The organism is Erwinia billingiae Eb661 (assembly GCF_000196615.1).
In the GTDB taxonomy this organism is placed as follows: domain Bacteria; phylum Pseudomonadota; class Gammaproteobacteria; order Enterobacterales; family Enterobacteriaceae; genus Erwinia; species Erwinia billingiae.
In genome coordinates this window covers 2,296,924-2,309,532 of the sequence record NC_014306.1, presented here as the reverse complement: position 1 = coordinate 2,309,532, position 12,609 = coordinate 2,296,924, and the positions used below count along the sequence as shown (strand labels likewise).

At 55.8% G+C, this 12,609-nt stretch carries 12 protein-coding genes; 5 read left to right on the top strand and 7 right to left on the bottom strand.

Translation table 11 applies throughout. The features are described 5' to 3' along the window. Nucleotides 1-73: 73 nt before the first annotated feature. Nucleotides 74-997, top strand: a complete 924-nt coding sequence (locus EBC_RS12035) for an AraC family transcriptional regulator (RefSeq protein WP_013202065.1) — start codon at nucleotides 74-76, stop codon at nucleotides 995-997. A 55-nt stretch (nucleotides 998-1,052) separates the two neighbouring features. Here the strand turns inward: EBC_RS12035 and EBC_RS12030 are convergent, their stop codons facing one another. The 3 genes from EBC_RS12030 to EBC_RS12020 form a co-directional block, all read right to left on the bottom strand. After that, the gene (locus EBC_RS12030; protein ID WP_013202064.1) at nucleotides 1,053-1,535 is read right to left on the bottom strand and encodes an RrF2 family transcriptional regulator; all 483 of its coding nucleotides are present in this window, start codon (nucleotides 1,533-1,535) and stop codon (nucleotides 1,053-1,055) included. A 212-nt stretch (nucleotides 1,536-1,747) separates the two neighbouring features. Beyond that, a complete protein-coding gene (locus EBC_RS12025; protein WP_013202063.1) occupies nucleotides 1,748-2,620 on the bottom strand; it encodes an NAD(P)-dependent oxidoreductase in 873 nt (290 codons plus the stop codon). Between the two features lie 151 nt (nucleotides 2,621-2,771). Then, nucleotides 2,772-3,629 (bottom strand): helix-turn-helix transcriptional regulator, encoded by an 858-nt coding sequence (locus tag EBC_RS12020; protein WP_013202062.1) that lies wholly within the window; start codon nucleotides 3,627-3,629, stop codon nucleotides 2,772-2,774. Between the two features lie 117 nt (nucleotides 3,630-3,746). Here EBC_RS12020 and EBC_RS12015 point away from each other — a divergent pair, with 117 nt between their 5' ends. Both EBC_RS12015 and EBC_RS12010 read left to right on the top strand, forming a co-directional pair. Further along, nucleotides 3,747-5,165: an MFS transporter gene (locus EBC_RS12015; RefSeq protein WP_013202061.1), complete on the top strand. Its 1,419-nt coding sequence runs from the start codon at nucleotides 3,747-3,749 to the stop codon at nucleotides 5,163-5,165. 279 nt (nucleotides 5,166-5,444) lie between these two features. Continuing rightward, the gene (locus EBC_RS12010; protein WP_013202060.1) at nucleotides 5,445-6,632 is read left to right on the top strand and encodes a sugar transporter; all 1,188 of its coding nucleotides are present in this window, start codon (nucleotides 5,445-5,447) and stop codon (nucleotides 6,630-6,632) included. Between the two features lie 50 nt (nucleotides 6,633-6,682). On the opposite strand, the gene rhaM is transcribed toward EBC_RS12010, so the two are convergent. From rhaM to rhaB, 4 genes are read right to left on the bottom strand one after another with little or no spacing between them, the layout of a single operon-like run. Further along, nucleotides 6,683-6,997: an L-rhamnose mutarotase gene (gene rhaM / locus EBC_RS12005; protein ID WP_013202059.1), complete on the bottom strand. Its 315-nt coding sequence runs from the start codon at nucleotides 6,995-6,997 to the stop codon at nucleotides 6,683-6,685. Then, on the bottom strand, nucleotides 6,987-7,829 hold the full coding sequence (rhaD, locus tag EBC_RS12000) for a rhamnulose-1-phosphate aldolase (RefSeq protein ID WP_013202058.1): 843 nt from the start codon (nucleotides 7,827-7,829) through the stop codon (nucleotides 6,987-6,989). Before rhaD ends, rhaM begins: the two co-directional genes overlap by 11 nt. A 9-nt stretch (nucleotides 7,830-7,838) precedes the next feature. After that, entirely contained in the window at nucleotides 7,839-9,095 is a 1,257-nt protein-coding gene (locus EBC_RS11995; protein ID WP_013202057.1) for an L-rhamnose isomerase, read from the bottom strand. Continuing rightward, a complete protein-coding gene (rhaB, locus tag EBC_RS11990) occupies nucleotides 9,092-10,564 on the bottom strand; it encodes a rhamnulokinase (protein WP_013202056.1) in 1,473 nt (490 codons plus the stop codon). The genes EBC_RS11995 and rhaB overlap by 4 nt, the downstream gene beginning before the upstream one ends. 299 nt (nucleotides 10,565-10,863) lie before the next feature. Here rhaB and rhaS point away from each other — a divergent pair, with 299 nt between their 5' ends. Together rhaS and rhaR are read left to right on the top strand one after the other, a co-directional pair. Then, on the top strand, nucleotides 10,864-11,691 hold the full coding sequence (rhaS, locus tag EBC_RS11985) for an HTH-type transcriptional activator RhaS (RefSeq protein ID WP_013202055.1): 828 nt from the start codon (nucleotides 10,864-10,866) through the stop codon (nucleotides 11,689-11,691). Nucleotides 11,692-11,699: 8 nt separating this feature from the next. After that, nucleotides 11,700-12,569, top strand: coding sequence for an HTH-type transcriptional activator RhaR (gene rhaR, locus EBC_RS11980; RefSeq protein WP_013202054.1), 870 nt, complete (start codon nucleotides 11,700-11,702; stop codon nucleotides 12,567-12,569). Nucleotides 12,570-12,609: the final 40 nt, after the last annotated feature.

Below are 12,609 nucleotides of genomic sequence, written 5' to 3'. Positions count from 1 at the left end.
GCAGAAACAATAGGCGCATCGTTCCGGACTTGCTACACTCAAACGTCCAGATTTCATTAGCAGGAGTCCAGCCATGATCGATCCGCTTGCCGAAGTCGTTACCCTTTTACAACCGGGTACGCCGTTCTCGAAAGTGGTCAGTGCGGCGGGAACCTGGGGGATACGGCGTTCCGTCTCGGGTGACCCCTTCTACTGCGTGATTCTTAAGGGCGCGTGCTGGCTGACAATGGATGGCAAAGCGCCGCTGCTATTACAGCAGGACGACTTTGTGCTGATCCCCGCGGCTGAGGGCTTCATCATGACCAGCCAGCAACGCATCGCAGCTGACGATTTTTGCCTGCCGGTGGCGTTGCAGCCCGGTCACTTCCGCTTAGGCGCGCAGAATGGTCCGCCCGAGGTGCAGACGCTGGTCGGCCATTGCGTTTTTGGTTCGCCCGATGCCAGCCTGTTGGTTTCCCTGCTTCCCGAATTGGTGCATATCCGTGGCGAAAAAAGGCTGGCGACGCTGCTGCAACTGGTCGGCGATGAATGCCGCGCCCAGCGTCCGGCAAGGGAGGTGGTTCTGGCGCGGCTGCTGGAAGTGATGCTGATCGAAGCGTTGCGATCCACTTCCGAAGCCGCTGCCTCGCCGGGCCTGTTGCGGGGAATGGCCGATGAACGCCTGGCCAGCGCCATTACCAAAATGCATGAGCAGCCGACCTTTCCCTGGACGGTTGCGCAGCTGGCAAAGGAAGCCGCCCTGTCCCGTTCGACGTTTTTTGAACGTTTCCGTCAGGCGGTAGGCGTGGCGCCGATGGCTTATTTACTGGGATGGCGGATGGCGATGGCCAAAAATCTGCTGTTGCGTAAACAGGGAGGGATTGCCGACGTGGCGGAACGCGTGGGCTATAACTCGGCCAGCGCGTTTAGCGTCGCCTTCACCCGCCATGTCGGGATCCCACCGACGCGCTATTCCGGCGAAGAACCCACGCCGCCTGAGGAAGCGTCGGCCTGGTAACGGACATAAAAAAACCGGGCATCATCACGATGTCCGGTTTCTTTTTACGGGAGGGCTAGCTTTCAGCTTCTTCGCGGGCGCGTGTTGCCTCGCAGCTGCCTTCCGGATCACGCCTGTCGCGCTCAAAAATTTCTCTTAACGCATCTGCGACCGTGCGCTTAGCCAGCACGTCCAGCGAAGCCTGTTCAGCTTCTCGCGCCAGTTCCTTGAAGAACCAACAGGTGTTGGCACTGACCAGACAGCGGGCAGGCACTTCAGGGCGCCCTGCCAGTAACGGCTTGTCTTCCAGCACAGACGTATAGATATCACATAAGGTGATCTCGTCTGCCGGTCGGCCAAGACGAATGGTCCCGGCCCGGCCTAGTGTGGAAACAATAATGCCATCGCGAGTCAGCGGCACCATCATCTTGCGGACAAAACTGGGATTGGCCTCAAGGCCCATCGCCAGAATTTTGCTGGTGCTGCGTTTACCTTCCCGCTCCGCCTGGGCCACACAGAGCACCATTTGTAAGGCTGTAGGAAAACGAATATCAAGCATGTTCAGATCCTTGCTTTTAGCTGTGCATCACCGTTTTTGCGGCGGTCTTAAAAAGCATTAAAAATCAATCAACTAGTAAAAACAATACCTGTTTAATATAACAAATACTGTTGCACTTTAGAAGGTTCTGCCTAAGCGATTACTGCTATTCCCCTTATCATTATGATATTTAGGGGATTATGACTGAGCCGATCGTCGACCGGCTCGCTTTTTTAGCCGGACTTCTCACTAAGATAGCGATAAACCACCGACAAATCTTTCTCTCCATAGCCCGCGTCCACTGCATCCTGCCAGACATCCGAGATCAGGTTGAGGCCAGGCAGTTCACTGTTTTTGGCCGCCGCTAATGCCAGGTTAACGTCTTTTAGTGCCCATGTAAGATGCATTTGTGGGTCATAAGTTCCCTCTTTCATCATCTCCAGCTTACCTTTTACATAAGGTACCGCCAGCGGACCACCGTCCAGCACCGACCACAGGTCATCCGGCGTGAAGCCAAACTCTTTCGCCATCTGGGTACTTTCTGACAGGCCCTGCACCATCGAGATCAGCCAGGCATTCACCACCAGCTTCATTTTTGAAGCGGCACCCGCTTCGCCCAGCCATTTGGTGCCTTTTGAAATGGCGGCAAAAACCGGCTCAACCGCGGCAGCACGTTGACGATCGCCGCTGGCAAGCACCACAATTTGGGCATTTTCGGCCGGGGTTTTGGTGCCGGAAACTGGCGCGTCGAGAAACACCACATCAGGGCGCTGCTGCTGGAAGGTGGCAATCAATTTTTCGGTCGATTCAACGCCAATGGTGCCCATTTGCACCACAATCGCGCCGTTTTTCATCGAGCCTTGCGCCTGAGCCAGCACCGATTCCGTGGTTTGTGCATCGGCCAGCATGGCGATCACCACATCGGCCTGTTCTACCGCCTGTTCTGGGCTGTCCGCCAGCTTCAGTCCTGCGCCCTGCAGATCTTCGCCGCGGGCTTTGGTACGGTTCCAGCCAGAGGTGGTAAAGCCATTTTTCACTAAATTAGCGGCGAAGGCGTGGCCCATCGCGCCTAATCCCAATACTGCAACAGTGGGACGTTGAGTCATTACTGAATTCCTTATGCTGAGAAACGGGAGCGACATTGCTGCCGCCTTCACTGACCAGGGTAGCGCAATGCGCGGGGGATTGCTTAACCTGAGAGGGGAATAATGCGCCCTGAATTGGTAAGAGGGTGTGAATTAGCGCGGCAATTATCCGCTAGCTGTCAGCGGTGATCTGGCTTAACGCCGCCGCGCTGTTTTCATCTTCCGGGATATAAACCAGCAGACGCTCACCGTTTCGTGGTGCGGAGAACCAGTTATTTTGCCGCAGGGTTAAGGCACCCACTTTAGGATGGAAGAAGCGTTTAACCTGATTTTCAATCGCGCGGATTTCATATCGTTCCCAGATATTGCGGAACTCGTCCGAGCAGGCCAGCAGACGATCGACCATCGATTTCCAGTGCGGATCTTCAAGGTTATCGCCCATTTGCGCGCGGAATCTTGCCACCATATTCGGCATCACCGTTTCCCAGTCCAGCATGGAGTCCCGCCAGGCCTGACTGGTAAATGCCAGCAAAATGCAGTTTCGGTCTTCCGGAGGAATGGCCTGTAAATCCAGATTGACCAACTTCTGCCACGCCTGGTTGTAGCCAATAATATCAAAGCGCGCCGACTGAATAACGGCGGGTAACGGATGCAGCGCATCGAGGGTGATTTGCCCATGCGCCGACACTTTCGCGCAGACCCGTGCCGCGGCCTGCACCGGATACTGATGACCGGCCAGCGAAAAAAGATGTTGAGTTTCCGCTTCGTTACACTGTAACGCCGAAGCAATCGCCGTCAGCGTTTTATTGGAGGCTTTGATCTCCCTTCCCTGTTCCAGCCAGGTATACCAGGTGACGCCGACGTCGGCCATCTGCGCGACTTCTTCCCGCCGCAGGCCCGGCGTACGGCGGTTTCGCATGCGCGGAAGCCCCAATCGGTTAGGATCCAGGCTTTCCCGACGGCGGCGCAGAAAGGCCCCCAATAACTGACGGTTATTTTCCGCAGCAGGAATAACGGTAATCTCAGGCATGTCGGGCTCTCCAGGGCATACGGGTAGCATTTATACCATGATAATCAAAAACTGGTACCCGTTTCACAGATCGCTGATGCTATGCCTCATTCTGATTGCTGACAAGGTTTTTACCTGATGAACAACGCCTCCGATTCTCCAACGCTGGGCCGCAGCGGCCTGCTGGTCTTACTGGCGGGGCAACTGCTGCCGATGATCGATTTCTCCATCGTTAACGTGGCGCTGGATGCCATGTCCACCACCCTGCACGCTTCGCCGATCCAGCTGGAGCTGATCGTTGCGGTGTACGGCATTGCCTTTGCCGTTAGCCTGGCAATGGGCGGCCGAATGGGTGACAACTATGGCCGCCGCCGGGTGTTTACGCTGGGCGTGGTGGTGTTCGGCATCGCTTCGCTGCTGTGTGGCCTGGCGGATTCCGTCTGGCTGTTGCTGGTTGCCCGCGCGTTACAGGGCATTGGCGCGTCGATGGTGGTACCGCAGATCCTCGCTACGCTGCACGTCTGTCTGCATGGGCGCGCCCATGCCCGCGCTATCGGCCTGTACGGCGGCATTGGCGGGCTGGCCTTTATTATCGGGCAGGTGCTGGGCGGATTCCTGATTGCCGCCAACCTTGGGGGCTATGGCTGGCGCAGCGTGTTCCTGATCAACATCCCGCTCTGTGTCCTGATCGTGCTTTTTGCCGCGAAAAGCATCCCTGAAACCAAAAAATCGCAGAAGGTCTCCATCGATTTGGCCGGCACGGTTCTCCTCGCCAGCGCCATTGGCTGCTTGCTGTTAGCGCTGGCGCTGGGGCCGTTGCTGCACTGGTCCTGGCCTTGCATCCTGCTGCTGGCCGCTTTCCCGGTCTTGCTGCACCGTTTATGGCGGGTGGAAGTGACGCTGGAACAGCAACAGGGGCATCCGCTGCTGCCACCCAGCCTGATGCGTCTGAACGGTGTGCGCTTCGGCCTGTCCATTGCGGTGCTGTTCTTCTCCTGCTGGAGCGGTTTTATGTTTGCCGTGGCGCTTACCCTGCAGTCCGGCCTGGGTATGACGCCTTTCCAGTCGGGGAACGCCTTTATTGCGTTGGGCGTGGCCTATTTTATTGGCTCGCTGTGCACCACCCGCATCGCTGAGAAGTTAAGCCGCATCGCCATGCTGCTGACCGGCTGTGGGATTCAAATGGCGGGATTACTGGCATTGATGGCCACCTTTAAAACCGGCTGGCCTGACGTTGGCATTTATGCGCTGATCCCGGCAACCGCCTTAATTGGTTTTGGCCAGTCGTTTATCGTCAGCTGCTTCTATCGTATCGGCCTGTCTGATGTGCCGAAAGATCATGCCGGTGCGGGAAGTGCGATGCTGTCTACCGTGCAGCAGGCCGCGTTTGGCCTGGGACCGATGCTGTTAGGCACCGTTTACAGTCAGGTATTACAACAGCATGGCAGTTATCAGCAGGCGGTATTGCTGACGCTGGCCGCTGAATGGATTGTGATGCTGGTATTGGTGATCCGAGCGGTAGCGACACGCCGGAGTTTACTGGTCCAGCCTGGTTAAGGGCGGTAAGCACGCCAAGCCGGTCGCCAGCTGAATCGGCCGGACAGGTTATTTCCTGCCGACAGCCAGCCGTTTTTTTGCCACAGCTAAGGCATTATCAAGACTCATAAAGGCCGTTGCGGCCTTTTTATTGGCGAAGAGTCCGACAATTATACTGTTTTACAAAAAAGGGCACTTTTTCGGTGTCATCTGGCGGATAAATAAAACACAATACGCGCTTAATTTCTTAGATTCCGCCCGATGTGGAATTAACTTTCTATCAACAAGTCGTTAACTCCAATGCAATCTACTAATCCTGTTTCACGCAAAACAGCGTGGCTACGTGTCTTCATGTTAGCCATTGCCGCATTTATCTTTAATACCACCGAATTTGCACCGGTCGGTCTGCTGTCTGACATTGCGGCCAGCTACAATATGAACACGGCACAGGTCGGGTTGATGCTGACCATTTATGCCTGGGTCGTTGCCCTGCTGTCACTGCCGATGATGTTGCTGACAAGAAATGTTGAGCGTCGCTTCCTGCTGATTGCCATTTTCACGCTGTTTATCGCCAGCCACGTGCTCTCGACCTTTGCCTGGAGTTTCAATATCCTGGTACTGTCGCGTATCGGCATTGCCCTGTCTCATGCCATTTTCTGGTCGATTACCGCGTCTCTGGCGATCCGCGTTGCGCCAGCGGGCAAAAAGACTCAGGCATTAAGTATGCTGGCAACCGGCACCGCGCTGGCGATGGTATTGGGCCTGCCGATTGGTCGCATGATTGGACAGTACCTCGGCTGGCGTATTACTTTCGGGGTGATTGGATTCGTCGCGCTGGTGACCATGCTGTGCCTGGCGAAATTATTGCCGAAGCTGCCAAGTGAGCACACTGGCTCACTGAAAAGCGTGCCGATGTTATTTAAGCGCCCTGCTCTGGTTTCGCTTTATTTACTGATTGCCATCGTCGTGACCGCGCATTATACCGCCTACAGCTATATCGAGCCGTTTATTCAAAGTGTGGCGGCGATGGGTGCCAACTTTACTACCTTCCTGCTGTTGATATTTGGTGCAGCCGGAATTGTCGGTAGCATTCTGTTCAGTACCCTCGGCAATAAATTTCCGGCGGCATTTTTACTGGGTGCCATAGCGCTAATTACCCTTTGCATGCTGACGCTGTATGTTTCGGCCACCCATACGTTGGCGATTTCCACGCTGTGTATTTTCTGGGGCATGGGAATAATGATTATCGGGCTGGCGGTGCAGGTTCGCGTGCTGGCGCTGGCACCGGATGCAACTGACGTCGCCATGTCGTTACTCTCGGGGATTTATAATATCGGGATTGGCGGCGGCGCGTTGCTGGGTAATCAGGTTAGCCTGCATCTGGATATGCAGAATATTGGTTACGCTGGCGGTACGATTGGCCTGCTAGCGCTGGCCTGGTGTGCGTGGAGCATGCGGCGTTATCCGCAGTTACGCATTAATGGCTAAGCGGATTTAAGCTTAAAAAAAACCACCTTTTCAGGTGGTTTTTTGTTTTCTCAGTCCAGATAAAACACCGACTTGAGCTCAGTACTTACCGGGCTGTTATCCGCGTTAGACGGCATCAGTTCACACATCGATTGCCACCAGCGCTGGCATACGTCGGTTTCTGCCACCGCATTCCAGCGCGCTTCTGATTCTATCTCCACCACGCCAAACAGCAGGTTGCGCTGCGCATCAAGAAAGATGCTGTAATGATGCGCGCCATGCTCCTTGAGGGTTTTCGCCAGTTCAGGCCAGATCGGGTTGTGCCGCTGCTGATACTCCTGATGCTTATCCGGATGAACCTGCATCACGAACGCTTTACGCAACATGAGGATGACGCGCCTCCAGTGCAGCCTGCCACGGCTTAACGTTAAAGCGTTCGCCCAGCGCAATCAGTTCTGCGGTGGTGATACTCTGCTTCATACCGCCCATCGACAGCACTTTCACCACCACTTCTGACGATTTCTCCGCGGTATCAATCAGACCAAAGGTCTCGTCAAGCGTCGGTCCTGCGCCAAAGATGCCGTGGAATGGCCACATCACCAGGCTGTGGGAGGCCATCTGTTCAGCGGTTTTTTCGCCGATGCCGTCAGTGCCAGGCACCATCCACGGCACGATGCCCACGCCATCGGGGAAGACCACCAGACACTCGGTACTGCCTTCCCATAACAGGCGGGTGAAACGGGCAGAATCCAGCTCAACCACATAACTTAGCGACATAAAGTGGGTGGCGTGACAGTGCATGATCACGCGGTCGGCACCGTTGGTGGCCTTGATGCGCACGCTGTGCGACTGGAAATGTGATGCCAGTTCAGACGTCGGAAGGCCGCCGTTGGTCAGCCCCCAATAAATGCTGTAGGCGCGGCCATCTTCGCTGACCCGAAGCAGCACCAGGCTGTCGGCAGGATCCAGCTGCACATTGCGGAAGAACTTGCCCGATCCGGTCACCAGGAACCAGCAGTTTGCCAGTCCCGGAGCCGGTTGCGTCAGCTCAACGGTACGTGGCTCGCGATCGAAGTCCTGCGCAAAAGGCCTGACTTCTTCGTCCAGTAAACGCAGGCTGACGTTACCGCCGTTGCGCTCATCCCATCCTTTCAGCCACATATCGCTGGTGGCTTTGACCATGTCCCGCACAAACCAGGCATTGAGAATATTTTGCATGTTAGATCCTTAACGTTTGCTGAGAACGTGTTGTTCATAGTGGCGAACATCGCCTAACCAACCGGCACCGGCCGGCACATCGTGACGCAGGCAGTAGGCTTCCCACACGGCCTGCCACGGCAGAGATTTTTGCTCTTCATACAGCGCCATACGCGTGGTGTAGTCCCCTTCCAGCTCGAGCGTTTTCAGGGTGTCTACCGGCTCAAGCAGCGCACGCAGCAGCGCCTTTTTCGCGTTGCGGGTACCGATGACCCAGGCCGCAATACGGTTGATGGAGGCATCAAAGAAGTCCAAGCCGATATGCACTTTGTCGAACAGCTTCTGGCGGACGATTTCATTGGCAATGGCCTGAGTTTCATCATCCAGCGCCACCACATGGTCGCTATCCCAACGCACCGGGCGGCTCACATGCAGCAACAGACGCGGAACGTACAGCATGGCGGTGGAGATTTTGTCAGAGACCTGCTCGGTAGGATGGAAGTGACCGGCATCCAGGGTCAGCGCCGTCTGGCGGCTGCTGGCATAGCCAAGGCAGAATTCATTGGAGCCCACGGTGTAGCTTTCCGCACCGATGCCGAACAGCTTGCTTTCCACCGCATCGTAATGATGTGCAGGGTCGAGCTTCTCGCTGATAATCTCATCCAGCGAGTTCATCAGTCGTTCGCGCGGGCCAAAACGATCGATGGTTTGATCCTTCATGCCGTCCGGAACCCAGATATTCATAATTGACGGCGTTCCCAGCTGTTCGCCAAAGGAGGCGGAAATTTTCCGGCTGGCCTTGCAGTGTTCAATCCAGAACTGGCGGATTTCCGGATTAGGGTGCGCCAGAGTAAAACCATCCTCACTGAGCGGATGCGAGAAACAGGTAGGGTTAAAGTCCAGACCGAGCTTATTTTTCTTCGCCCATTCAACCCACTGGCTGAAATGCGCGGGCTTGATGTCGATACGATCGACCGGGCTTTCGGCATCCAGATAAATAGCGTGCAGATTCAGACGCTTCGGTCCTGGGATCAACGCCATCGCCTGATCGAGGTCGGCACGCAGTTCGTTAGCCGTGGTGGCTTTGCCCGGATAATTCCCGGTGGCCTGGATACCGCCCGTTAGCGCGCCCTGCGGATTTTCAAAGCCTTTTACATCGTCGCCCTGCCAGCAGTGCATGGAAACGGGTAGCTCATCCAGCTGGGCCATCGCAGCGTTGACGTCAATGCCAATTTCAGCGAAACGCTGTTTCGCCAGCTCAAACGCCTGTTCGATTGCTCGGGTCATATACATAGCTCCTTTGCCTTGTGTGTCAGTGACTGGAAACGCGGCCAACTGCGGCGATAGACGTCACTGGCGTGAGGGGTAAACGTTTTAAGAGAGAAGTTTTGTTTGATCAGCTGACGCAGATGCGTGACGTCCTGAATATCACCACTGGCAATCAGCTGGCTGCCGATGTTGCCGAGCGTGGAGGCTTCAACTGGCCCGGCGATCACCGGGATACCGCAGGCATCCGCGCAAAGTTGGTTGAGTAACGGGTTCTGACAGCCTCCGCCGACAATATGCAGCCAGCTAAAAGCATGGCCCCGCAACGCCTCAAGTTCATGAAGGACCTGGCGATAAAACAGCGCCAGGCTGTCGAAAATACAGCGGGCAAGTGCCGGTGCGTCCGTTGGCGCAGGCATACCCTGTTCAACGCAGGCATCCTGAATTTCCCGCACCATATTCGTTGGGTTGATAAAGCGATCGTCGTTGGGGTTGATCAGTGACCGGCAGGCTGGCTGGCGTTCTGCGTCATCGATCAACGCACATAAATCCTCGATAGCCAGTTCGCTGCAAACACGCTGAAGCAACCACAGGCCCATAATATTTTTCAGCACACGATAGCGGCCTTCCGCGCCGCCTTCGTTGGTGATATTCAGTGCCAGCGCGGCGTCACCGGTAAAGGGTTCGAGGCTTTCAAACCCCATCAGCGACCAGGTGCCTGAGCTCATCCACGCGGCATTGGTTCCGGCGACGGGCGCTGCCAGCACGGCGCTGGCGGTATCGTGGGTAGCGACGGAAATCACCGGCACCTGCTGGCCATCGGCGCTGGTCCAGTTACCCAGTGGCGTCCCCGGCTGCGAAGGCGTGCCAAACCAGCTGGCCTTTGCACCGGTCCACGCCAATAACGTCTCGTCCCACTCTCCGCTATCAATGTTCAACAGCTGAGTGGTAGTGGCGTTGGTGTATTCCCAGTTCAGCTGGCCAGTTAAACGATAATGAAGGTAGTCCGGGATCATCAGCGCATGCTTAACCCGATCCAGCCATTCAGGCTTGGAGGCGGTCAGCGCGCGTAGCTGATACAGGGTGTTAAAAGGCAGGAACTGGATGCCGGTATGTTGATAGATCGTCTCACGAGATAACGCCTGACAGGCTTGCTGCATCACGCCCTGCGTACGGCCATCGCGGTAGGCCACCGGCAAACCGACCCTTTCGCCATCCTGGTCCATCAGAACGTAGTCCACGCCCCAGGTATCGATCCCGATGCTGTCCGGCACGATGCCCTGTTCGACCAACGTGTTCAGGGCGCGGGTGATAAAGGTTTCCAGCGCATCCACATCCCAGCACTGCTGCTCATCCACGGTCACCAGACGGTTAACACAACGGGCCACTTCTTCCAGCTGAAGCTCACCCGTTTGGGCATCAAAACGGGCCAGCATCACGCGGCCGCTGGAGGCACCCAGATCGATGGCAACACAATTTCGCAAGGTCATAGCATTGGCTTCCTTTCTGTTCGATAGCCACAGTCTAAAAGCCTGACGATCTGACACCTTCCCGTAACTGCCAGCCGCTGTCGGCCGCTGGCAATCTGGCAAAGGTGAACGTGAATCAGCTCACAGTTTTGTTTTTCAACTGCTTAGGGTGTCGATGTGACACGCCGCGCAAATCTGTTATTCCCTTGCACCATTCTTAGAAATACAGCTCGTTTGCGGCTAATTGCTGTCGAAAATTCAAGGTCAGCGCCCCGCGTCGGGCAGTAGACTTGCCCGATGACTGCTAAAGAGGAAAGATCATGACCGTATTACACAGCGTGGATTTTTTCCCGAGCGGCGGACTGCCGATAGCCATAGAACCGCGTGCCCCTCAGGGTGCGTTTCCCGAGCACCATCACGATGATTTCCATGAGATTGTGATTGTCGAGCAAGGTGCGGGCATCCATATCTTTAATGGCGAGCCGCGTCCTTTATGCGGTGGCTGCGTCTGCTTTGTGCGCAATCACGATCGCCATCTGTACGAAAATACCGACAAGCTGATCCTCACCAATGTGCTCTACCGCGGGCCGGAAGCCTTCCGCTTTGTCACCGGCTTTCAGCATCTTCTGCCGCAGGAATGCGAAGGCAACTACCCGTCCCACTGGCGCATTGGCAACAAGGTGCTGGCACAGGCGAAAGCGCTGATTGATGATTTGGGCAAGTCGCCCGATCGCGCCGACTGGGAAAATCAGGCGGAACAGGAGATGCGCTTTATGCAGCTGCTGGTGCTGTTGCGCCGTGGGTGCAGCGAATTGCCAGGAGACGATCAGGATGGCCGGATGCGCGGATTGCTTAACTGGCTGGCCGAGCATTTCAGTGAAGAAATTGACTGGGAAGCGCTGGCAACCCGCTTCTCGCTGTCGCTACGCACCCTGCATCGCCAGTTAAAACAACAAACTGGCAGCACACCGCAACGTTATCTGAATCAACTACGTCTGTTGCAGGCGCGTCATTTGCTACGGCACAGTGAAATGCGCATTACCGATATTGCTTATCAGTGTGGATTTGGTGACAGCAATCACTTTTCCACACTGTTTAAGCGCGAGTTTGGCACCTCTCCGCGTACCATCAGACAAAATGATCTGTGAGGTGAACCTTGACGCCAACCCTTCGCCTGGCGAAAGCCGACTATTTCCCTTCTGAGCTGATGCCTGTGGCGGTTGCTGACCGCGCGCCACAGCCCAGCTTCCCGCTGCATATCCATGAATTCAGCGAGTTAGTGATCGTCTGGCGGGGCAACGGCCTGCATGTGATGAATGACAAACCCTGGCTAATCACCTGCGGGGATTTGTTCTACCTGCGGCCAGATGACTGTCACAGCTTCCAGTCGGTTAACGATCTGGTGCTGGACAACATTATCTACTGCCCGGAGCGCTTCACGCTGGGACTGGATTGGAAAAACTTCCTGCCGGAGAATGACGGTTCCGCCTGGCGGCTGACCACCCGGGGGATGGCGCTGGCCCGTGGAGTCATTCAGCAGCTGATGCAGGAGAGCCGGAAAAGCGACCAGCTCTCCAGGCAGCTAACCGAAACCTTATTCCTGCAGCTGGTGTTGACGTTACAACGTCACCGATATGCCGCGGACAGCGCCTGGCAATTACCGGAAGGTGAGCAGTTAGACCTGTTGATGTCCGCCATTCAGGGACAGATTGCCACTAACTTTGACCTCAGCGCATTTTGCCAACAGCATCAGCTGTCAGAACGTGCATTGAAGCACTTGTTCCGCCAGCAAACCGGGATGACGCCTGGCCATTACATTCGCCAGCTGCAGCTGTGCCGGGCGAAGGTGTTGCTGCGCAGCAGCGACTGCCTGATCGGTGAAGTGGCCGCCCGATGCGGCTTTGATGACAGTAACTATTTTTCGGTGGTGTTTACCCGCGAAACGGGCTTAACGCCCAGCGCCTTCAGGCAACAGTTTGAACATGGCAATCAACGTAAAACGCATTTTGCCCGACACGAAGGATAAAGGAAGGAAGGAACGGCCGGCACCACGTCCCTGTGGTGAC